This is a genomic window from Pantoea sp. CFCC18179, from assembly GCF_059412405.1.
The window spans coordinates 1-20,765 of sequence record NZ_JBNBPM010000023.1 but is presented as its reverse complement, the minus strand read 5'-3'; the positions used below and the strand labels follow the sequence as shown (position 1 = coordinate 20,765).

General features: G+C 52.6%; 21 protein-coding genes and 4 pseudogenes. 16 read left to right on the top strand and 9 right to left on the bottom strand.

The annotated features are described in order from the left end of the window. Positions 1-36: 36 nt before the first annotated feature. The 8 genes and pseudogenes from ACPUC7_RS23510 (at position 37) to ACPUC7_RS23475 (ending at position 8,084) form a co-directional block, all read left to right on the top strand. On the top strand, positions 37-1,101 hold the full coding sequence (locus tag ACPUC7_RS23510) for an extracellular solute-binding protein (protein WP_494924763.1): 1,065 nt from the start codon (positions 37-39) through the stop codon (positions 1,099-1,101). Between the two features lie 27 nt (positions 1,102-1,128). Continuing rightward, entirely contained in the window at positions 1,129-2,460 is a 1,332-nt protein-coding gene (locus ACPUC7_RS23505; protein WP_494924762.1) for an LLM class flavin-dependent oxidoreductase, read from the top strand. Positions 2,461-2,478: 18 nt separating this feature from the next. Continuing rightward, the gene (locus ACPUC7_RS23500) at positions 2,479-4,254 is read left to right on the top strand and encodes an ABC transporter permease subunit (protein WP_494924761.1); all 1,776 of its coding nucleotides are present in this window, start codon (positions 2,479-2,481) and stop codon (positions 4,252-4,254) included. 10 nt (positions 4,255-4,264) lie between these two features. Next, on the top strand, positions 4,265-4,987 hold the full coding sequence (locus ACPUC7_RS23495; RefSeq protein ID WP_494924760.1) for a class II aldolase and adducin N-terminal domain-containing protein: 723 nt from the start codon (positions 4,265-4,267) through the stop codon (positions 4,985-4,987). Further along, positions 4,977-5,486 (top strand): flavin reductase, encoded by a 510-nt coding sequence (locus tag ACPUC7_RS23490; protein WP_494924759.1) that lies wholly within the window; start codon positions 4,977-4,979, stop codon positions 5,484-5,486. Before ACPUC7_RS23495 ends, ACPUC7_RS23490 begins: the two co-directional genes overlap by 11 nt. A 75-nt stretch (positions 5,487-5,561) precedes the next feature. Continuing rightward, positions 5,562-6,321, top strand: a pseudogene (locus ACPUC7_RS23485) (flavin-containing monooxygenase); the annotation flags it as partial. A 12-nt stretch (positions 6,322-6,333) separates the two neighbouring features. Continuing rightward, positions 6,334-6,948, top strand: a pseudogene (locus tag ACPUC7_RS23480) (FAD-dependent oxidoreductase); the annotation flags it as partial. Then, entirely contained in the window at positions 6,945-8,084 is a 1,140-nt protein-coding gene (locus ACPUC7_RS23475) for an alpha-hydroxy acid oxidase (protein ID WP_494924758.1), read from the top strand. The pseudogene ACPUC7_RS23480 and the gene ACPUC7_RS23475, both read left to right, overlap by 4 nt. An 89-nt stretch (positions 8,085-8,173) precedes the next feature. Here the strand turns inward: ACPUC7_RS23475 and ACPUC7_RS23470 are convergent, their stop codons facing one another. From ACPUC7_RS23470 to ACPUC7_RS23450, 5 genes are all read right to left on the bottom strand, one after another. Then, a complete protein-coding gene (locus ACPUC7_RS23470; RefSeq protein WP_494924757.1) occupies positions 8,174-8,389 on the bottom strand; it encodes a hypothetical protein in 216 nt (71 codons plus the stop codon). Between the two features lie 90 nt (positions 8,390-8,479). Then, positions 8,480-9,745, bottom strand: coding sequence for a type II toxin-antitoxin system HipA family toxin (locus ACPUC7_RS23465; protein ID WP_494924756.1), 1,266 nt, complete (start codon positions 9,743-9,745; stop codon positions 8,480-8,482). After that, positions 9,735-10,052 carry a helix-turn-helix domain-containing protein gene (locus ACPUC7_RS23460; protein WP_494924775.1) on the bottom strand — a complete coding sequence of 106 codons (318 nt, stop codon included), beginning with the start codon at positions 10,050-10,052 and terminating at the stop codon, positions 9,735-9,737. The genes ACPUC7_RS23465 and ACPUC7_RS23460 overlap by 11 nt, the downstream gene beginning before the upstream one ends. A gap of 150 nt (positions 10,053-10,202) precedes the next feature. Then, complete coding sequence (locus ACPUC7_RS23455) at positions 10,203-10,928, bottom strand: GNAT family N-acetyltransferase (RefSeq protein ID WP_494924755.1); 726 nt, start codon at positions 10,926-10,928, stop codon at positions 10,203-10,205. Further along, positions 10,921-11,940, bottom strand: a complete 1,020-nt coding sequence (locus ACPUC7_RS23450; RefSeq protein ID WP_494924754.1) for a LacI family DNA-binding transcriptional regulator — start codon at positions 11,938-11,940, stop codon at positions 10,921-10,923. Before ACPUC7_RS23450 ends, ACPUC7_RS23455 begins: the two co-directional genes overlap by 8 nt. Before the next feature lie 290 nt (positions 11,941-12,230). Here ACPUC7_RS23450 and ACPUC7_RS23445 point away from each other — a divergent pair, with 290 nt between their 5' ends. The 4 genes from ACPUC7_RS23445 to ACPUC7_RS23430 are packed head-to-tail and all read left to right on the top strand — an operon-like array spanning position 12,231 to position 15,687. Then, positions 12,231-12,551, top strand: coding sequence for a PTS sugar transporter subunit IIB (locus ACPUC7_RS23445; RefSeq protein ID WP_494924753.1), 321 nt, complete (start codon positions 12,231-12,233; stop codon positions 12,549-12,551). After that, the gene (locus ACPUC7_RS23440) at positions 12,551-13,867 is read left to right on the top strand and encodes a PTS sugar transporter subunit IIC (protein WP_494924752.1); all 1,317 of its coding nucleotides are present in this window, start codon (positions 12,551-12,553) and stop codon (positions 13,865-13,867) included. The genes ACPUC7_RS23445 and ACPUC7_RS23440 overlap by 1 nt, the downstream gene beginning before the upstream one ends. Before the next feature lie 11 nt (positions 13,868-13,878). Continuing rightward, entirely contained in the window at positions 13,879-14,208 is a 330-nt protein-coding gene (locus ACPUC7_RS23435) for a PTS lactose/cellobiose transporter subunit IIA (protein ID WP_494924774.1), read from the top strand. Between the two features lie 39 nt (positions 14,209-14,247). Further along, on the top strand, positions 14,248-15,687 hold the full coding sequence (locus ACPUC7_RS23430; protein ID WP_494924751.1) for a 6-phospho-beta-glucosidase: 1,440 nt from the start codon (positions 14,248-14,250) through the stop codon (positions 15,685-15,687). Positions 15,688-15,783: 96 nt separating this feature from the next. Here the strand turns inward: ACPUC7_RS23430 and ACPUC7_RS23425 are convergent, their stop codons facing one another. Next, positions 15,784-16,356: a TetR/AcrR family transcriptional regulator gene (locus ACPUC7_RS23425; protein ID WP_494924750.1), complete on the bottom strand. Its 573-nt coding sequence runs from the start codon at positions 16,354-16,356 to the stop codon at positions 15,784-15,786. 93 nt (positions 16,357-16,449) lie between these two features. Here ACPUC7_RS23425 and ACPUC7_RS23420 point away from each other — a divergent pair, with 93 nt between their 5' ends. Continuing rightward, complete coding sequence (locus tag ACPUC7_RS23420) at positions 16,450-17,343, top strand: ABC transporter six-transmembrane domain-containing protein (protein ID WP_494924749.1); 894 nt, start codon at positions 16,450-16,452, stop codon at positions 17,341-17,343. Here ACPUC7_RS23420 and ACPUC7_RS23415 read toward each other — a convergent pair. Continuing rightward, complete coding sequence (locus ACPUC7_RS23415; RefSeq protein WP_494924748.1) at positions 17,332-18,390, bottom strand: YeiH family protein; 1,059 nt, start codon at positions 18,388-18,390, stop codon at positions 17,332-17,334. The two genes, ACPUC7_RS23420 and ACPUC7_RS23415, sit on opposite strands and share 12 nt — an antisense overlap. Positions 18,391-18,621: 231 nt before the next feature. Here ACPUC7_RS23415 and ACPUC7_RS23410 point away from each other — a divergent pair, with 231 nt between their 5' ends. Both ACPUC7_RS23410 and ACPUC7_RS23405 read left to right on the top strand, forming a co-directional pair. Then, positions 18,622-19,026, top strand: coding sequence for a hypothetical protein (locus ACPUC7_RS23410; protein WP_494924747.1), 405 nt, complete (start codon positions 18,622-18,624; stop codon positions 19,024-19,026). A gap of 271 nt (positions 19,027-19,297) precedes the next feature. Next, positions 19,298-19,741 (top strand): NUDIX hydrolase, encoded by a 444-nt coding sequence (locus ACPUC7_RS23405; RefSeq protein WP_494924746.1) that lies wholly within the window; start codon positions 19,298-19,300, stop codon positions 19,739-19,741. On the opposite strand, the pseudogene ACPUC7_RS23400 reads toward ACPUC7_RS23405, so the two are convergent. Both ACPUC7_RS23400 and ACPUC7_RS23395 read right to left on the bottom strand, forming a co-directional pair. Further along, positions 19,738-19,983, bottom strand: a pseudogene (locus ACPUC7_RS23400) (ISNCY family transposase); the annotation flags it as partial. The gene ACPUC7_RS23405 and the pseudogene ACPUC7_RS23400 sit on opposite strands and share 4 nt — an antisense overlap. Continuing rightward, positions 19,979-20,128: pseudogene (locus tag ACPUC7_RS23395) on the bottom strand (ISNCY family transposase); the annotation flags it as partial. The pseudogenes ACPUC7_RS23395 and ACPUC7_RS23400, both read right to left, overlap by 5 nt. A 91-nt stretch (positions 20,129-20,219) precedes the next feature. Here ACPUC7_RS23395 and ACPUC7_RS23390 point away from each other — a divergent pair. Further along, positions 20,220-20,765: transposase (locus ACPUC7_RS23390; protein ID WP_494924745.1), on the top strand; the 546-nt coding region annotated here is incomplete at its 3' end.

Here is a 20,765-nt window from a genome sequence, read left to right as displayed (position 1 = left end):
TGTCTTTATTATCAATTGCATAGGGAGTCATGAGTCATGTTTAAGAAACCAGCCAGTCGGCGAGACTTTATTAAAACCGTCGCCGTGACCGGTGCGGCATTGTCTGCCCCGTCGTTGTGGATCCCACGCGCCTTCTCCGCCGATAACACGCTGATTGTCGCCGACAACGGCGGCGCGATTGCACCTGCGCTGCGTGCGGCGTTTTACGATCCGTTCGAGAAAGAAACCGGCATCCGAATCACTAACGTGGCGCATGAATCCGATCCGGTAACGCAATTCAAAGTGGCGGTGGATGCCGGTTCGCATATCTGGGATTTGGCGATGGTAACGCCAGACAACGTACAGCGTCTGACGCAAGACAAAAACTACGTCGCGCCGCTGGATATGGCGGAAAACAGCGATGTGCTGCCAGGCATGATTACCAACAACTGGTTTGGTTTCTCGGTGTGGGGAACGGTGATGGCGTATCGCACCGACAAGTTTAAAAACGGTGCACCAACCGGTTGGGCGGATTACTGGGATACCGAGAAATTCCCTGGCCGCCGCGCGCTGTATCGCTCGCCAAGCGGCACGCTGGAAATGGCGTTGCTGGCTGATGGTGTTGCGCCGAAAGATCTCTATCCGCTGGATATCGAACGCGCCATGAAGTCGATGGACAAGATCCGCAAATCGGTCAACGTCTGGTGGTCGAACGGCGCGCAAAACACTCAACTGCTGCAAAGCGGCGAAGTGGATATGTCCGATACCTGGAACGCGCGTGCGATTGCGGCGATTAAGTCTGGCGCGCCAGTGAAGATTGATTGGTCAGGCACTTACAGCGTGGATGGTTGGTCGATTGTTGCTGGCACACCGAAGCTGAAAGAAGCGCAGCAGTTTGTGCGTTTCTGCATGCAGCCAGAGCGTCAGGCGGTGTACTCGGCGATGACCAGTAACGGCCCCAGCAACAACAACGCCCTGAAGATGATGGAGCAGAGCAAAGCCGAACTGCTCACCACCTATCCGAAAAACCTCGAAGGGCTGCAACGCCGTGATGAAGGTTGGTGGTCGAAAAACTATGACGCCGTTAACGAACGTTTCCAGGAATGGCTGCTTGAAGGCTAATCCCGTTATCACTCGCTGGAGAATTGCATGAGTAACCGACAAATTCATCTGGGCCTGTTGGCCCAGCCGCAGGGCGATCATCCGGCCTGCTGGCTGAAAAGCAGCGCGCCTCTGGATGCCGCCACCGATATCGATCATTACCGTTCTGTCGCGCAACTGGCGGAAAAAGGCTTGTTTGACCTGTTCTTTATCGCCGATACGCCGGCCACACGTACCGATAATTTGCATGTGCACAGCCGCAACCCGGAATACAACAACCGTTTCGAACCGGTGACGTTGCTGTCGGCGATTGCCGGTGCCACCAATCGCATTGGCCTCGGCGCGACTGCATCAACCAGTTTCTATGAGCCGTACAACATTGCGCGCTTATTTGCCTCGCTCGACCATATCTCGCATGGCCGCGCCGGTTGGAACATTGTGACTTCGGCCAACGATTACGCCGCGCGGAATTACGGCCTCGACAAACTGCCGCCGCACGACGAGCGCTACGTTCGCGCGCATGAATTCTACAAAGTGGTCGAAAGCCTGTGGGATACCTGGGAAGACGACGCGTTTATTTACGATCGCGAATCGGTGACCTATTACGATCCGGCCAAATACCATGTCACCGACCATGAAGGGAAATACTTCAAGCTGTTTGGTGGTCTGAACATTCGCCGCACGCCACAAGGACGTCCGGTGATCATCCAGGCCGGTTCATCCGAAACCGGCAAAAACTTCGCCGCAGAAACCGCCGAAGTGGTGTTTGCTTCCGATCCCACCTTAGCGGCAGGCAAGAAGTTTTATGCCGATTTAAAAAGCCGCCTGCCGAAGTTTGGCCGCACGCCAGATGATTTGAAAATCCTCGCCGGCTTGTCGGTGATGATCGGCGAAAGCCAGGCGGAAGCGGAAGATAAATATCAGGAAATTCAGCGCCTGATCCATCCTGACGTCGGCATTATGCGTTTGAGTGCCGATCTGGAAACTGACCTCAGCGGTTTGCCGCTGGATGAACCGGTGCCGATCTCGATGATCCCGGCGAAAGCTAATTTCCACCAATCCTACTTCAACATGATCGCCGAGATGATTCGCGAGCAAAAACTGACGCTGCGCCAGCTGTATGCGGCTTATGAGCGCGGCAAAGTCACGCTGTGCGGCACGCCACAAACCATCGCCGATCACATGATGGAGTGGATGGAAAGCGATGCGGCCGATGGCTTCATGATGAGTTTCCATGTGGTACCAGACGATCTCGCCGATTTCATCACTCACGTGGTGCCGGAGCTGCAACGTCGCGGCGTGTACCGCAAAGCCTACAGTGGCAGCACCTTGCGTGAGCATCTGGGGTTAGCGCGTCCGGCTAACCGTCATAGCCGTTAAGTTGGGAGGATGAAACCCGTGACCAGCCTGATTGAAATCAGTAAAAAAGAACGCAGAACGCTGCAATGGCCGCGCTTCGGTGCGTTATGGCTGGCGCTGCCCGGCGTGTTATTTCTGCTGCTGTTTCTGATCTGGCCGTCGCTGCGTATCTTCAGCCTGAGCCTGTTTGATCGCAGCGGCCAGCTGTCGTTTGCCGCGTTTGCGCGCTTTTTTGGCACTGGCGTGTATAACCGCGTGTTGCTCAACACCTTCAATATCGCCTTCTGGACGACCGCGTGGTGCTTGCTGCTCGGTTATCCGCTGGCGTACTGGCTGGCGGGATTGTCGAAACGCACGCAGCAAGTGGTGTCGCTGCTGGTGCTGCTGTCATTCTGGAGCAGCACGTTGGTAAAAAACTTCACCTGGCTGATTCTGTTGGGACGCAACGGTTTTGCGGAAAACATCATGCAGGCGCTGGGTTTCTCCAGCCTGCATTTCCTGTTCAATCGCGACATTGTGATTTTCGCCATGGTGCACACGCTGCTGCCGCTGGCGGTAGTCACCATGTTGCCGGTGATGAATCAGCTGGATCGCCGCTTAACGCTGGCAGCGGCTACCTTGGGTGCTGACCGCGCGCAGGCGTTCTGGCGCGTCTATTTCACCCAATCGATGCGCGGCGTGGCGGCAGCCGGATTGCTGGTGTTTATCAGCAGCCTCGGTTTCTTTATTACGCCCACTTTCCTCGGTAGCCCGCGTGAAATGATGCTCGGCCAGATGATCATCATGCAGATTAACGAGCTGCAAAACTGGCAGCTTGGCAGCGCGCTGGCGGTGGTGCTGGTGCTGGCGGCCTTGATCAGTTGCGCGGTGTATAACCTGATTTTTGGCTTGTCGTCGCTGGCCGGTGAAAGCCAACCATCGCGTTCCTCGCACGGTCGCGTGTTGCGCCAGATGGGATTAGCGCTGGTGAAGGCTATCGCGAGGATCTCATCGCTGATCGTCAGGAGCTATGACGCATCGTTAGGCCGCATACTGCATGTGAATTTGCTGGGGATTTACGCCTGTCTCGCCATTTTCGTGCTGCTGTTCCCGGTGTTGGCGGTGATTCCGATGTCCTTCACCAGCGGCAGTTTCCTCACTTTTCCGCCGCAGGGCTTCAGCCTGAAGTGGTTTGACGTGTGGTTTAACTCGCCATTGTGGGTTGGCGCGACGCTGCGATCCTTCGGCATTGGCATCGTGGTCGGGCTGATCACCTGCGTGCTCGGTACGCTGGCAGCACTCAGCGTGGTGCGCTCAAACAGCAGGGCGCGCGGCTGGTTGTTCTTCCTGTTCCTGCTGCCGATGATGATCCCGTCGATTGTGATTGCCATCGCACTGTTCTATTTCGCCGCCCAGCTCGGCCTGGTGGCGACCAATACCGGCATTGCCATTGGGCATGTGGTGATTGCGCTGCCAATGGTGTTTGTCATCCTGCTGACCACATTCCAGGGCCATGACTGGCGGCTCGATCATGCGGCTGCCACGCTCGGTGCCAACAAATTGCAGGTGCTGTGGCGCGTGACGTTGCCGTCGATCAAAGGTGGCTTAGCCGCGGCATTTGTCATCGGTTTCCTGACCTCATTTGAGGAGTTAACCGTGGCGCTGTTTATGGGCGGCGGCATGAAAACCACCATTCCGAAACAGATGTGGGACGACATCCTGCTGCAAGTCAGCCCAACGCTGGCGGCGGCGTCCACCATGGTGTTGCTGGTGGTCGTGGTGTTGTTTGCCGCGATGCAAGCCGTGAAACCGCGCACCAAGCGCGTCTCTAATTAAGGTGATTGTGATGAGTGAAAAACAGATTCGTATCGATTTGGCCGCGTCATTTCGCATGTTTGCTCGCCTCGGCATGCATGAAGCGGTAGCGAATCACTTCAGTGCGGCGGTATCCGCCGATGGCCGTCGCTTCCTGATGAACCGCAAATGGCAGCATTTCTCCACCATCCGCGCCAGAGATCTGATTTTGCTGGATGCCGACGACGCCAGCAGCATTGAAGGCGGCGCGGTCGATCCCACCGCGTGGGCGATTCACGGTCAGCTGCATCGCCGTGCGCCGCACATTCGTGTGGCGATGCATCTGCATCCGATTTATGCCACCACGCTGTCAACCTTGGCCGATCCGACCATCGTGCCGATTGAACAAAACACCGCGCGCTACTTCAACCGCGTGGCCGTGGACAGCGATTTCGGCGGCATGGCCGATACCGAAGATGAAGGTGCGCGTTTGGTGGCGATGATGGGCGATAAATCGCGTTTGATGATGGGCAATCACGGCGTCATGGTCACATCTGAAACTATCGGCGAAGCCTTTGATGACATGTACACGCTGGAACGCGCCTGCCAGATTTTGGTTCAGGCTTACGCTACGCAGCAGCCGCTGAAAGTGTTGTCGGCGGAAGTGGCGGAAAAAACCGCGCGCGATTGGGAAGGCATCCGTGATTTCTCCATCGCTCATTTTGATGAGATGAAGCGCATTCTTGATCGTGAGGAACCCGATTATGCCGAGTGAGAGCGTGATGCTGGACGTTGAAGCGTTGAGTGCGCAGCAACTGTTCCGAAATGCGATGGCGCAACTGGCGGCGGCGGTACACATCGTTACCACCGATGGCCCGCACGGCAAAGCCGGATTTGCCGCATCGGCAGTGTGCAGCGTAACCGATTCACCGCCCACGGTGTTGGTATGTCTGAATCGCGCATCCTCCGCGTGGCAAACCACGGTGGAAAATGGGCATGTGTGCATCAATACGTTGAGCGCCGGGCAGCAGGCGATTTCTGCGGTGTTCGGCGGCAAAACCGCGATGGCCGATCGCTTCAGTAAGATCGACTGGATCGAACGTGAGGGTTTAGCACCGGCATTAGCGGGCGCGGCGATGTCACTGGATTGTCGCATCGTTAATAGCACGCACGTTGGCAGCCACGATGTGTTGTTCTGCGAAGTGCTGGATATTATTGATAATCAGACCGGCAGCAATCTGCTCTATTTTAATCGCCAATATCACTCGCTCTAAAAACACGTTGATTAATGACCTTCGCGCTGAATAACCCGCGCGAAGCGTGATGCCGCATTTTTTGAGGATGGGACAATGTCAGAGGTAATAACTGAAATCGATACGTTAGTGGTCGGCGCGGGGCAGGCGGGCATCGCCATGAGTGAACATCTTACGGCGTTAAATATCCCGCATCTGGTGCTGGAAAAAAATCGTATTGCTGAAGCGTGGCGCAGCGGGCGCTGGGATTCATTGGTGGCGAATGGTCCAGCGTGGCACGACCGTTTTCCGAATAGGCATTTTGATGCGCATCCCGATAGCTTTATTCATAAAGAGGGTGTGGCGGATTATTTCGAAAAATATGCCCAACAATTTAATGCGCCGATTCGTACTGGCGTCACGGTAAATAAAGTCACACGTAACATTGGTCGCGCTGGATATACGGTAGCAACCAGTGACGGCATTATTCAGGCGCAACGCGTAGTGGCGGCATCTGGGCCATTTCATCGGCCAGTCATTCCGGCGATTGCGCCCACCACCGAGAGCATCCATCAACTGCATTCGGCGCACTATCGCAACCCGCAACAGTTACCAGAAGGCGGCGTGTTGGTGGTTGGAGCCGGTTCATCTGGCGTACAAATCGCCGATGAATTGCAGCGTGCCGGACGTGAGGTGTGGTTGTCGGTGGGCGCGCACGATCGCCCGCCACGCGCCTATCGCGGCCGCGATTATTGTTGGTGGCTCGGCGTGTTAGGTTTGTGGGATGCGGTGACCAAAGAAGCGCACAAAGAGCACGTGACGATTGCGGTGAGTGGCGCGCGCGGCGGAGAAACCATTGATTTTCGTCGCCTGGCGTTTCAGGGCATTNCTCGGCGTGTTAGGTTTGTGGGATGCGGTGACCAAAGAAGCGCACAAAGAGCACGTGACGATTGCGGTGAGTGGCGCGCGCGGCGGAGAAACCATTGATTTTCGTCGCCTGGCGTTTCAGGGCATTCATCTTACCGGCGTAGCACGTGAGTTTGACGGCGTTAACGCCTTTTTCGCCGATGATTTGCAAAACAATGTGCGCCTCGGTGATGAAAACTATCTATCAGTGCTGGATGCGGCGGATGCGTGGATTGATGCCAACGGCGCGGATTTGCCGCCTGAACCGGCGGCGCGCGAGTTTATGGCCGATCCGGATTGCCTGCTCAATCCGACGCTTTCACTCAATCTGGCTGAGCAGGGCATTCGCACCATCATTTGGGCGACCGGCTACGCCACCGATTACCGCTGGCTGGAGGTGGATTGCTTTGATGAACAGCAGCGCCCAGTGCATTCTCGCGGCGTGGCGAAAGAAAATGGCATCTATTTCCTCGGCTTGCCGTGGCAATCACGTCGCGGCTCGACCTTTATCTGGGGCGTTTGGCATGATGCCAAATACATCGCCGATCAGATTGCTATCCAGCGCAGCTATGCGGCTTATGGAGAACCGGCCGAATGATGTTGAATTGGCATGATTTACGCCAACGTGCTCAGCGGGTGCTGCCTGCTTTTGCCTTCAGCTACGTGGAGGGTGGCGCGGACGATGAGAAAACCCTGGCGCACAACATGGCGGTGTTTGATCGCTGGCAGTTTGCGCCTCCGGTGCTGAAAGACAGCAGTCAGCGCGATCTACGCTGCACACTCGGCATGAGCGCGTTAAGCGCGCCGCTGTTGGTGGCGCCCACCGGTTACAACGGCATGTTGCGTTATCAAGCCGATCAGATGCTGGCGCGGGCCGCCGCTAAACACGGCATCGGCCATATTCAAAGCACCGTTTCGACTGCCTCGATTGAGCAATTGGCTGCGGTAGGAAAAGGGCCGCGCTGGTTTCAGCTGTATGTGTTGAAAGATCGCGATGTGACGCTGAACCTGATCGAACGTGCGAAAAAAGCCGGCTGCGAAGCGTTGGTGGTGTCAGTGGATGCGGTGCATTTCGGTAACCGCGAACGCGATAAACGCCAGTATCGCCGCCCAATGAAACTGTCGCTGAAAGCCATGGCCAACATTGCCTGCCATCCCGCTTGGCTGCGCCGCACCTTGATTCCTCACGGCATGCCGGGCTTTGGCAATTTAACGCCGTATCTGCCCGCGGAGTATCAAAAAGGCATGGGCGCGGCCGCCTATTTCGCCAGCCAGATGGATCAAACACTGAACTGGCAAACGCTGGCGTGGATTCGCCAACAGTGGCACGGCCCGCTGTATATCAAAGGGATTATGACGGTGGAAGACACGCTGTTGGCGCAACAGCTGGGTGCGGATGGCGTGGTGTTATCCAATCATGGCGGGCGGCAATTGGATGGCAGCATCAGCCCGATGTTGATGCTGACCGCGGCGCGCCAGGCGGTGGGCGAGGATTTCACCTTGCTGATTGATAGCGGTTTCCGGCGCGGCACCGATGTGGTGAAGGCGCTGGCGCTGGGAGCCAATGCGGTGTTGTTGGGACGTCCGTTATTGTATGCGGTAGCGTGCGGCGGCGAAGCGCAGGTTGAACGTACGCTAGCGACGATGATTCAGGAGATTGATCGTACGCTGGCACAGCTGGGATGTTGTTCGGTGAAGGAGTTGCATGCGGGGTTGGTGTACCCGGTTGAATAGCGGTCACCATAAATGGCGACCCTACAAAACCTGACCTCTGCACCGTAGGGTCGCCATTTATGGTGACCTGGCAACTCACTGGAATGTGGTTACTGTTGCTTTTTGCTGTCTTCTTCTTTCTGCTTCTTGTTCGCCATATGATGTCCAACCGCACAACCCGCCGCTGCACCAGCAACGCCGTGATGCGCCAGGTGACCGGCGACTCCGCCGACAACCGCACCCTTAATGCAGCCTTTAGCTTCAACTTGTGAAGTGACTGACAACAACAAACCTGCCGTTAAAACGATAAATGAAAATTTACGCACTGGAGTCGTTCCTTATTAGTAACCAGAACTCATTGTAGCGATGCACATAAATCCAGGCGTTAACAACTGTAAACAAAGGTGTTTTCACCTTTATCGTGCAAGGTGTTTTATATTCTCGTCGATTCGCATTTGCACCAGCCGCAGCGTCTGAGAGGTGATTTGATCGGGAAAGCTATCGGCTGCTTTGGTGGCAAAATCAGCTGCAACCGAGCAATATTTATCGACAGTTTCACCGGCTTGGGCGGCGGTGAGATTGGCTTCTTGTTGCGCCAACACCATGATGTGTTTGCGCTTAATATCTAAAGCCTCGCCCATTACATCCATCTGGTGATAACCACCGGGGCCCTCACAAAAAGTGACGTCATACGCAGGGGCGAGTTGCCACTGTCCATTTGCCGACATTATCCAGGCAAAGTTTTTCGGATGGTCGTCGCGATTATTAAAAACAATGTTAAATACCACCCGTTCAAAGGCGCGAACTTTCTCGCGGACATCATTGGTGCAGTGCTGCGTGGCGCGCAGAAAATTGGTGTAATCCAATGCACCTGGCGTTTGATAGTTGGCACCGGTATAGGCCGCGAGACTTTGCATCGGCACGCGCATGCCGTTGTGCCGGTCAAATCGACGCGATGCAAAGGCCGCTTGTCCGTTCGGCAGGGCAAAATACGCGGTGTCGGGCGTTGCTATCTCGCACTCACGCAGGCACTGCGCGTAAGCCGCTTCAATGGCACACATTTCGGGATGTTCATGGCGCGCGGGAAATTTAATCAGCCATGCTTCTCGCTCGGCCGAAGCCAGCGTGCTGAAAACGCCGCTGTCGGTATCGCGATAGAGCAGCGCTTTTGGCCTGGCACCTTGCGGTGAGCCGCCCATCTGCAACAACCTTTGCAAAAATTCGCCACCTTCGCCGTCGAGCACTTCCTGAACTTCTGCGGCGAGTTGGGCTAATGCAATCTCCTCTGAAGCTTCACTTGCATCGGGTTGAGAAGGTTCAAACGACATCGCACCCATCGCATTGTCGCCAATGTAGGTTAAGCGTTCTAAGGGTCCGATGCGCGCGGCGTTGAGTCCGCGTTGGCGGAACAGGCGATCCATCAATAACATTCCCCAGCCGTCGGGTAGCGCATCATAAACCGGGCCGGGCAGGCCGAGTTGATGAGCGGGGAAGTCTCTGCGCAAACGTGGGCCTTGCAACGGTAAAGCTAAGGCGGAAAGCTCCAGCCCACGACGAATCGCCGCATCGCTGTATTCGAACATGATCACCGGGCGTCCAGTCAGCGCAGTGGACGAAACCAGTGTTCCCCAGTGCAGTCGCTCCCCCCAGCCTTCGTACCAGACATCGACTTTATTCACCATGATGATTTCCCTTTTTAACCCGCTGGCGAGTGGCGCTTTCTTCATAACGCAGCAGATCATCCAGGCTATCTACTTTAGGGGCAAACAGCGCTTTCAGCTCGTTGATTCGGCCTAGCACCATCGCCACTTTGACCAGGTTTTCAAAGCCGACATTGCGACCCGATTCCAGATTCGAAACCGTATTCACCCCAATTCCGGCTCTGGCGGCTACTTCGGCTTGCGTCATTTGCTGCGCAAGACGCTCCTTGCGCAATCGGCTGCACAGTAATTTGACGATTTCATCCGGCTTACTGAGGGTTAAATCCATCATATTGGGGCTTATCGCACTAAAGTGAGGTTAATACCCAATATTATAGAGTTAAATGAAAAAAGGTGTGAGAGGGTTAACACCATTATTTTGGGTGTTAAGTCCAATTTATGGACTTAAGCCACAAAAAAATGGATTTAAATGAATCGATCAGCGAAAGGCGTTATAAACCCGAAGCGGGACGACGGCGCTAAATTTTTCTCGTTCATACAGCGGAATGCCGGTTTGGCTGGCGATCAGAATCATGCTTTTAGCACCGGCGCGTTGTGCGGCGGCGGCAATTGTTTGTAACAGCGCCGATGCCAATCCTTTTCGGCGGTAATCGGGATAGGTCAGGACATCATCAACAATAAACCAATCATCCTGATGAATAGCGCGAGCGTAGGATGACATCTGCGCATGATGGCGGGTATAAAAATCATACATCCTTGCGTCGGTGAGATGCTCAGCGCGAATAACGTTAAAGCCTCTATACCATTCCGCCTCTTCCGCCGTTTGCACGCGCTGCACCGGGTTCGTCGTGGTGTATGATTCTGTTCCAATTGCGCGATACATCAGCAATTCCTGCAGGCAAAAGTGATAGCCCGCTTGGGTTAACTGCGGCTCTGGCAACGCATCTGTGCTGAGAATACTGAGATAGTGATGTTTGCCTTTGTGAAACTTGCGCACCGACGCAATATCATTCACGTCATGCCAGTAAAAAGATTCACGATCGCGCGAGCGTACACCAATCGGCAATTTAAACACGCAGTGGCTACATCCTGATTGATGCGTGATGCTGACATCATTGCCGCCGCGCGATTTCGCCCAGCCGCAGATCAGCGCTTGAAGCATGGCATCATCAATAAGGGAAGGCGACGGTGATTTATTAATCATTAATATGCGGCCCTTGCGTTATCGAGTGTCTAATCTTTAACTCACCGCAAATTAACGGCAGCGGCGTGACGTCATTACCTTCTAACATCTGTGATAACTGCATTAATGCGCTGGATACCATTTCAGCCATCGGCACATGCACCGACGTTAAAGCGGGGATGAAATAAGATGCGATGGGAATATCATCAAAACTCAGCAGGGAAACTTCTTCCGGCAAGCGTTTTCCCGCTTGATGCAGCGCAGAAGCCGCGCCAATCGCCATATCGTCATTGCTGGCAACAATGGCTGAGAAGGGGACTTTACGCGCCAATAATAACTTCGCCGCTTCACTGCCGCTTTCGCTGGTCCAACTGCCATCCAATATTAACGATTCAGCCTGCACGATATTATGGTGTGCCAATGCGGCGCGAAATCCTTTTAAGCGGCTAATGCCGGTATGCGATCCGTCCATACCTTTAATAAACGCGATATCGCGATGTCCTTGCTGGATGAGATAATTCACCGCATCAAAGGTGTCTTTTTCATGATCGACACACACCGAATATTGCGGGAATTTTTTTAACTGGCGATTGAGGATAATCAGCGGCTTACTGAGCGTTGGAATCAGAGCGTCGATTTCATCCACGCTCAAATAGCGTGGATAGATGATCACCGCATCACAACGACTGTCTATCAGGAAATGAATGGCATCGCGCTCCTGCTGCGCGTTGTGTTTGCCGTCCGCCAGCATTAACTGCGAGCCGAGTTGCTCAGTTAATGTCGCTACCTGGAACATCAACTCACTGAAGTAGGGGCCTTTATACAATGTATTCGGCACCATTAAACCTATGCTGTGCGAACGATTGGTTGCCAGATTACGGGCAACCAGATTAGGTCGATATCCCATCTCATCGATCGCGCTCATCACCTTGTCACGTGCGGTCTTCGACACATAACTGTGGCCAGCCAACACGCGCGAAACCGTGGCTTTTGACACGCCGGCACGCTTCGCCACATCTAGCATAGTAATCATTCTGTTTCCTTTTAAGTCTCCGGGCACATTGTAACTAATAATCATGCCAAAAGAAGTAGGCCGAATTCTCATGATAACGAATCCTCCAATTGCGGCTTAACGCTATCCTTATAAAAATTAAAGGCATCACTAACAGAATAATATGAAACCGGTTGCAGATTATTTTAATTTTAAGGGTTAAATATGAAATCCTCACAGATGAGTTGTGGATCACAAAAGAGATAAAATGAATCTGTAACCGGTTGCAGAGAATCCCATGACGCGCAAGAATTCAAAAAAAGGAGGATGTCATGGTTAAAATTTTATTGTGTTGTTCGGCAGGAATGTCCACCAGCATGGTGGTGCAAAAAATGCAAAAAGCCGCGTCGCAGCAAGGTCTTGAGGCACGTATTGATGCGGTTGGCATGGAAGAGTTTAATGAAAAAATAGCGGAATATGACTGCTGCCTGCTTGGCCCACAAATTAAATACAAGCTGGCTGATTTCCAAAAACAGGCAACCGAATACAACAAGCCCGTAACCGTTATTAATACCATGGATTACGGCATGCTCAATGGTGACAAAATTCTTAAGGCCGCGCTGGCCTTAATTGAATCACACAAGGAGTCATAATGAGTACATTGGCTGATTCATTATTTGGGGTGATCGAGAATAAAATAAGTCCGATTGCGGCTCGATTATCATCGCAACGTCATGTGGCCGCGATTAAGGATGGTTTTATTGCTTCAATGCCATTCTTAATTGTCGGCTCTTTTATGCTGTTGTTCTCGCATCCCCCCTTTAGTGCAACCAGCCAATGGGGATTTGCACAGTGGTGGTTGGGCATCGTTAACAAATACAACGATCAGTTGATGATGCCGTACAACATGACGATGGGCATCATGGCGGTATTTATTACCGCGGCCATCGCTTATAACCTGGCGCAAAGTTACAAGCTCAATGGCTTGATGGCTGCGTTGCTGTCATTGATGACGTTTCTGGTGGTTGCGGCGCCGCAAAAGGATGGCGCGCTTGCGGTCTCTTCACTGGGCGGCGAGGGCATTTTCACCGCCATTTTGATCAGTTTGTACTGTACCGAAGTGATGCACCTGCTGGTGAAATACAACATCGGTTTCAAGCTGCCGGAGCAAGTACCGCCGAAAATTCGCCAGTCGTTCGACTTGTTGATTCCGATCCTGGTGATCTTTCTGACGCTTTATCCACTCAATCTGTTCATGCAGAGCCACTTTGGCATGCTCATTCCGCAAGCAATTATGTCGGTGTTCGCGCCGATCATCTCAGCCGCCGATTCACTGCCTGCGGTGCTGATTGCGGTATTGCTCTGTCATCTGCTGTGGTTTGCCGGCATTCATGGCGCGGCGATTGTCGGTGGCATTCTGCAAGCGTTTTGGCTGAGCAACCTTGGGCTGAATCAGGAAGCATTAACCGCCGGTGAAACGATCCCTAAGATCTTTATTGAACCGTTCTGGCAGTTCTTTATCACCGTCGGCGGTTCCGGCGCGACCATGGGTTTGGTGATTTTGTACCTGCGCAGTCGTTCGGCGCATCTGCGTTCGATTGGTCGTCTCGGCATGGTTCCCAGCATGTTCAACATCAATGAACCGATCATTTTTGGTTCTCCGGTGGTGATGAACCCGCTGTTGTTCATTCCTTTCATCACTACGCCATTGATTAACGCGGTCATCGCCTGGACGGCGACGCGCACCAACCTGGTTAACCATGTGATTTCGCTGGCACCGTGGACCACGCCTGGCCCGATTGGTGCAGCCTGGTCAACCGGTTGGGATTGGCGCGCGGTGGTGCTGGTGGCCTTCCTGATTGGGCTATCGACCTTAATTTACTACCCGTTTTTCAAAATGTACGAGCGCCAGCTTTTGCAGCAGGAAGCGGAAATGGCGCAAGAATCCCTGGCTGAGGAGATGAAGTAATGAGTGAGGTTCTGGAGATGGAAACCACGGTGATGGAACTGATCATCCACGCCGGTGAAGCACGCTCAGCAGCAATGCAGGCGCTACAGGAAGCGAGAAAGCAGGATTGGGCCGCCGCCGATGCGTTGTTGCAAGACGCGCAACGCGCAGCACGTGAAGCGCACAAAATCCAGACACAGTTGATTGGTGCCGATGAAGGCTGCGGCAAAGTGCCGGTCAATCTCATCCTGGTACATGCACAAGATCATTTAATGAACGCCATGTTGTGCCGTGACTTAGTGGAAGAACTGATTTACCTGCATCGTGAAGTGCAGGAACTGCGTAAAAGTCATGGCCAATAACGCCAAGAGAAACGTTTAATTGAGGTAAAAGGAAAGATTATGTCTGACAAATTACCAGCAGATTTTTTATGGGGCGGCGCGGTTGCAGCGCATCAGGTTGAAGGCGGCTGGAGCGAAGGTGGCAAGGGGCCAAGCATTGTTGATGTGCTGACCGGCGGCGCGCATGGCGTTGATCGTGAAATCACCGATGGCATCATTCCCGGCAAACATTATCCGAATCATCAAGCCACCGACTTTTATCACCATTATAAAGACGACATCGCGCTGTTTGCCGAGATGGGTTTTAAATGCTTCCGTACTTCGATTGCGTGGACGCGTATCTTCCCGAAAGGTGATGAACTGACGCCCAACGAAGCAGGCTTGAAGTTTTACGATGATATGTTTGATGAGTTGCTCAAACACGGCATCGAACCGGTAATTACGCTGTCGCACTTTGAAATGCCACTGCATCTGGTGAAGCAGTATGGCGGCTGGCTCAATCGTGAGTTGATCGATCTGTTTGTGCGCTACAGCGAAGTGGTGCTGAAACGCTACAAACACAAAGTTAAATACTGGATGACTTTCAACGAGATCAATAACCAGCGTAACTGGCGAAAACCACTTTACGGCTACAGCAATTCCGGGGTGATCTTTACCGATCATGAGAAGCCGGAAGAGGTGATGTATCAGGTGCTGCATCACCAATTTGTTGCCAGTGCGCGAGTGGTGAAGCTGGGACACCAAATCAATCCCGACTTCAAAATCGGCTGCATGCTGGCGATGGTGCCGCTCTATCCGTGGTCATGCCATCCGGATGATGTGATGTATGCGCAAAAAGCCATGCAGGAACGCTATCTGTTCGGTGATGTGCACATGCGCGGCGCGTATCCGTCCTACATCAAAAAAGAGTGGCAACGCCGTGGATTCAATATCGAAATGCAGCCAGGCGATGAGCAAATTCTGCGCGAAGGTTGCACCGATTACCTCGGCTTTAGCTACTACATGAGTAACGCGGTGGAATACGCCACGGCGACGCAAACCGCAGGAACCGCGTTGGAAGCTTTCCCTGGCAGTCGTAAAAACCCGCACGTGCAGGCGTCGGATTGGGGTTGGCAGATCGATCCGGTTGGGCTGCGCTATACGCTCAATGCGTTGTATGAACGCTACCAGAAACCGTTGTTCATTGTTGAAAACGGTTTTGGCGCAGTGGATAAGGTGGAAGCCAACGGTGAGATCAATGATGACTATCGCATCCGCTATTTAAGCGAGCACATTGCGCAGATGAAGAAAGCGGTGCTGGAAGATGGTGTCGATTTGATGGGCTTCACGCCGTGGGGATGTCTGGATTGCGTGTCGTTTGGCACCGGACAATACAGCAAACGTTATGGCTTCATTTATGTCGATCGCAATGATGATGAAACCGGCAACTTTGCGCGCAGTAAGAAGAAGAGTTTCGACTGGTATAAGCAGGTGATTGCCAGCAATGGTGATCAGTTGTAATTCTGGACATTCGGTCGCCAAAAATGGCGACCCTACGGTTGACCAGAGATGTCTTCGTAGGGTGCGCATTCATGCGCACCTGCGTGCATGGGCGATTTACAAAATCAAACTGACGAAATGTTCAATGTCCGCCAACGCGATTTGGCACTCTTTTGGCGATGAACGAATGATTAGCAGATCGGCATAACCGTTCAACATCGCCCCCAATTGACGCGCGGCGCGTGCGGTATCTGTTTCCTTAAACGCGCCGTTTTCAATACCTTGTTCAATGATTCCTGCAATCACGGCAATCCATTTCTGTGTAACTAACACGGCTAAATCCGCGTAAGCCTCATCATGTGCCGCCTGTTGCCACAGCGAACCATACAATTGCCATGATGCGTCAGCGGCTTCCGGTAAAAAGCTGACGATCAACGCATTGAGTTGCTCGCGCGAAGAGAGCAATTTCGTCTGATCCTCAAACTCTTCCAGTTCACCATGGATAAAGCGATCCAGCGCCTCAATGCACAGCGCCTGCCAATCACTGAAGTAGTGATAGATATGGCTGCGCGAAATGCCGACGTGTTCGGTGAGATCGCGCGTGCTGGTTTTATCAATGCCTTTCTCGATAAACAGCACGATGGCCGCGTCGAGGATCTTTGCTCGTAATATCTCTTTTGATTCTTTCATCCATTCTCTCGCGTTGACTTTGAGCAAGTGCTCAAATACACTCGCCGAGTTTGAGCAACCGCTCAAAATCCAATTTTAACAGAACAAAAGATAATGGAAACTTCAAATATTGACGTGGCAATACCGCCACGTTCCGCTTTAATCACGCTGAAACAGCTGGGATATCGCCACAGAAAAAAACTCGCGCTGACGTTTATGCTGGTCATCGCCGAGAACCTGACTTATCTGCTTTATCCGCTGCTGGCCGGCTTTGCCATCAATGCCATTATGTCTGGCCAGGCGCTGCACGCCGTTTTATATGCAGTAATGGTATTCGTGATGTGGGTGATTGGCGCAGCACGCCGCAGTGTGGATACGCGCACCTTTGCGCGCATTTATGCAGAATTGGCGGTGCCGGTGATCGTCGCGCAGCGTAAAGAGAATCACAGCCATTCCACCGTCGCCGCACGCGTGGCGCTTTCACGTGAGTTTGTCGATTTCTTCGAGCAACATCTGCCGCTGCTGATCACGTCGGTGGCTTCAATTACCGGCGCGGCAGTGATGCTATTGATCATCGAGTTTTGGACCGGCATGGCTTGCGTGGGAATTTTGATCGCATTTGGCATTTTCTTGCCCGGTTTTATGCGCAAGAACGAAGCGCTGTTCCGACGTCTCAACGATCGGCTGGAAAAAGAGGTGGCGTTTGTCAGCAGCGCATCGCCGTTTTCACTCACCAAGCATTATGGCGTGTTGGCGCGCCTGCGCATTGGGCTTTCCGACCGCGAAGCAGCGGGATATCTGATCATCGGAACGGTTGCGGCATTGCTGTTCGCGATGACGATTCTCACTATGTCCTGGTACGGGGTTTCCGATGCCGGTCATATTTATTCGGTGATGACTTACATGTGGATGTTTGCGATGAGCCTCGACGATGGCCCGCAACTGCTGGAAAAATACTCGCAGTTGCGGGATATCGGCAGGCGCGTTAACACTGGCTTAGTTGAATAGATGGTTCACCGCTAAATTCACGGCTGCGCCACCAACAATTAACCACACGAACAATATTAACCCCAGCAAGAATGGGCGCACGCCGGTACTGGTCAGTTGGCTGATGCGAGTGCTCAATCCCAACGCCGCCATTGCCATCGCCAGAATCACATTGTCGAAAAGGTTGATGGCGGCAACGCTAGGCGCAGGCAACCAGTGGAACGAGTTAAAAATCGCCACCACAATGAACCACAGCGCAAACCACGGGAAAACGATGGCTTGTTTGGCGCTGCCTGATGTATTGCTGCGACGGCTAATCATCATGCTGAGCAGCAACAAAAACGGGGCCAGCATCATCACGCGCAGCATCTTCGCAATTACCGCGGCACTTTCGGTTTCTGGACTGACGGCGTGACCTGCCGCCACCACTTGCGCCACTTCGTGCATGGTTGAGCCGGTATAAACACCAAACTCAGTTAGCGAAACGCCAGGCAACAGCGGAGCCAGTTCATGCCAAATAATCGGATACAAAAAGATGCCGAGCGTACCGAAGATCACCACGGTGGCTACGGCAACGGACACTTTTGACGATTCCGCTTTAACCACCGGCGCAGTCGCCAGCACAGCGGCAGCACCGCAAATGCTGCTGCCTGCGCCAATCAGCCACGCGGTTTGACGATCAAGCTTCAGCAACCGCGCGCCTAAAACGCAGGCGAGGGCAAAGGTGCTGCTCAGTATAATCACATCGATGATCACCCCGCTGAGGCCGACATCCATTACCTGCTGAAAGGTCAGGCGGAAACCGTAAAGGATGATGCCGAGGCGCAGCAACTTCTGCTTGGCGAACTGCACGCCTTCATCGCAGTGCTGCTGAATCCCCGGATAGAGCGTGTTGCCAATCACGATACCCGCGATGATGGCCAACGTCAGCGCCCCTAAACCCAGCCCCATCATGGCGGGCTGATTGCCCAGCCACGCGGTCGCGAAGGCAATAGCGGCGGTAAGCAATACGCCAGGAATGTAACGTTTTACATCGTGGTGATAGTGAGAAATTGAAATGTCAGCCATGCGATTCTCCTCCTGTATGCAACAAAGAGTGCCGCAATAGCCTTGTAAAGAAAAATTCATTATATCGTTATGCTTAATCGGAATATCAGTTAACTGGCTTGCTGATTTCTAAACTTTCCGAGGCGGTGCGATTATTTCGAATATGGGTGTTTGAAATCTAATGAGAATGCCATTGATGCCGATAACGAACATTTATTGGCTGCGAAAGCCGCATTATTCATGGAGAACATAATGAAAAAGGCAATGCTTACATTAGCTGTTTTTGCTTTAGTCGGTTGTGCAAGACCTTACGGACCGACAACTTCAATAATTAACGATCAAGCTGTCACGCCCAATCCGAGTATGAAACAAACCAAAATCAAAGTTTTGAGGATGAAGCAGTTTAGGGAGAGCATTCTCAGTTCTTGCCAGTTTATGATCGAAGTCGACGGTAAGATGGTCGCAATGCTGAAACAAAATCAATATGTCACAGCATATGTAGATAACGGCACGCATTACCTTGGCTTCAGCGACACATGTTACTCAACGGAGATAACAGGGCGTAAAGTGCTCGAAGTCATCGCGGATGGCGCTCCGCAAGAATACTCAACTAAGATTGGTGCCTATGGCGCATTTCTCATGTGGCGCACGCAGTAATTAATTGCTGAAATTAGCATGGCGCTGCTACAGCTAATCTGCGATAAACGCGGAGCCGGTACTGGTGTAATATTCACGTAGCAGCGTCAGTATCTGGCAACAAGTCAAAATGGACGTTCATGTTAAAGCTAAGCAGAGATGACCGGGCTCAGGCAAAGCTGAGATGTCCAATATTCTGTAATAACATATAATTTAACTTAGGCTCTGTTTTATTTTTATCCTCAAAATCAGCTATGCTGACCTGCATTGGAAATGAAAAAGGAATTATCCATTGCGTACCCGTGATTCTGCGCGTTTGCTTATTATGAACTCCCTCAATCAGGTCTTATTATTCAGGTTCAGGCATGAGAAGGATGCGCTGGCAGGTAAAGTATACTGGGCAACTCCCGGTGGAGGCGTGGAATCAGAAGAGACTTTTGAGCAGGCAGCCATTCGGGAACTTAGAGAAGAAACAGGCATTTATGTTAATGATGTAGGCCAGTCGTTAACGGAGAGAACCTTTGAAATGACTCTGCCCAGCGGTGAGGTGGTTCTGGCACATGAGCGATTTTATTTAATTAAAATAGGTGATGAAGATATCAGTACCAGCGGATGGACAGAAAATGAAAAATCAGTCATTAATAATTATCACTGGTGGGATCTTAATGAACTCCGAAATACAGGCGACGTTGTTTATCCCTCAAATATTCCTGATATCTGCTCAATGCCGGATTAATTACCAAATATCTCCTGACTTCGTGCCTGTAAATCAATCATCGCCTCCAGTAAATCATCCTCATTGACCGCACGTTGCCGTTTTTTAGTTGGATCTTTCTTCGCACTCCTGCGACTTGGCCCAGTTCCAGCGGGAAGCGCCTGCGAGCGCGTATTATCACGCTTGTCCTGCATCAGCTTAGCCACGGCTAGCGCGTGGCCGAGCCGCTTGTTGTCAACGATCGCCCCCTGGTCAACTGCGCTGGAGCAGACGACGACACTGTCTGTCGGAAATGCCGAGACGTTCAGCAGCGAGATGTGTTGTCAGCCGCCGGTCTACAACGTCCTGAATGACTTTAAGCCGGTTAACTTCGTTCATCGTAAAAAACTCCGCACCAGAAGCCGCCATATCAGGTTCCTCAGCAGGTCACCCGAAGCGGCCATGTCAGCTTAGCTCAAAGGGAGTGCGGATGTTTTCCTGGACCTTCAGGAGATGATTTATGCATTCTTATGAGGACCGGATTCGCGCTGTTGAACTCTATTATCGATATGGCAGAAAAGCGTCCGTAGTAGTCAGGGAATTAGGTTACCCGTCCATAAAACAGCTCGGCCGCTGGGTCCGTATTTATGAAGAGAAGGGTGATTTACCGAGAGAATTAAGGCCAAGGGAACGTTACACGCATGCGCAGAAAGTCGCCGCTGTTGAGCATTATCTTACGCATGGTGGATGCCTGGCTTTCACTTGCCGCGCCATCGGATATCCCAGCAGCGAAGTGCTTAAACGCTGGGTCACAGAGATTTATCCGGGACGACGTCCGCTGATTATTCGCTCGAATACCAACAAATGCTTCAGTCCGGACGAAAGAACCCAGGCTGTTCGCGCACTATGCAACCGGCGCGGAACGGCTCTTAAAGTTGCACAAAATATAGGCGTCAGCGTTCCGGTTCTGTACAAGTGGAAGAAAGACTTAATCGACGATGAGGCTTATCAATCCATGCGTAAACATAAATCAGGTTCTCCGGACAAAAACCAGGATGCACTGCAT

Bases quoted from the DNA above. Each gene is read 5' to 3' on its own strand.
- ACPUC7_RS23475 (WP_494924758.1), top strand. From the start codon at position 6,945: ATGATGTTGAATTGGCATGATTTACGCCAACGTGCTCAGCGGGTGCTG.
- ACPUC7_RS23430 (WP_494924751.1), top strand. From the start codon at position 14,248: ATGTCTGACAAATTACCAGCAGATTTTTTATGGGGCGGCGCGGTTGCA.
- ACPUC7_RS23455 (WP_494924755.1), bottom strand. From the start codon at position 10,928: ATGATTAATAAATCACCGTCGCCTTCCCTTATTGATGATGCCATGCTT.
- ACPUC7_RS23420 (WP_494924749.1), top strand. From the start codon at position 16,450: ATGGAAACTTCAAATATTGACGTGGCAATACCGCCACGTTCCGCTTTA.
- ACPUC7_RS23490 (WP_494924759.1), top strand. From the start codon at position 4,977: ATGCCGAGTGAGAGCGTGATGCTGGACGTTGAAGCGTTGAGTGCGCAG.
- ACPUC7_RS23495 (WP_494924760.1), top strand. From the start codon at position 4,265: ATGAGTGAAAAACAGATTCGTATCGATTTGGCCGCGTCATTTCGCATG.
- ACPUC7_RS23415 (WP_494924748.1), bottom strand. From the start codon at position 18,390: ATGGCTGACATTTCAATTTCTCACTATCACCACGATGTAAAACGTTAC.
- ACPUC7_RS23465 (WP_494924756.1), bottom strand. From the start codon at position 9,745: ATGGTGAATAAAGTCGATGTCTGGTACGAAGGCTGGGGGGAGCGACTG.
- ACPUC7_RS23505 (WP_494924762.1), top strand. From the start codon at position 1,129: ATGAGTAACCGACAAATTCATCTGGGCCTGTTGGCCCAGCCGCAGGGC.
- ACPUC7_RS23460 (WP_494924775.1), bottom strand. From the start codon at position 10,052: ATGGATTTAACCCTCAGTAAGCCGGATGAAATCGTCAAATTACTGTGC.
- ACPUC7_RS23410 (WP_494924747.1), top strand. From the start codon at position 18,622: ATGAAAAAGGCAATGCTTACATTAGCTGTTTTTGCTTTAGTCGGTTGT.
- ACPUC7_RS23425 (WP_494924750.1), bottom strand. From the start codon at position 16,356: ATGAAAGAATCAAAAGAGATATTACGAGCAAAGATCCTCGACGCGGCC.
- ACPUC7_RS23450 (WP_494924754.1), bottom strand. From the start codon at position 11,940: ATGATTACTATGCTAGATGTGGCGAAGCGTGCCGGCGTGTCAAAAGCC.
- ACPUC7_RS23510 (WP_494924763.1), top strand. From the start codon at position 37: ATGTTTAAGAAACCAGCCAGTCGGCGAGACTTTATTAAAACCGTCGCC.
- ACPUC7_RS23440 (WP_494924752.1), top strand. From the start codon at position 12,551: ATGAGTACATTGGCTGATTCATTATTTGGGGTGATCGAGAATAAAATA.
- ACPUC7_RS23445 (WP_494924753.1), top strand. From the start codon at position 12,231: ATGGTTAAAATTTTATTGTGTTGTTCGGCAGGAATGTCCACCAGCATG.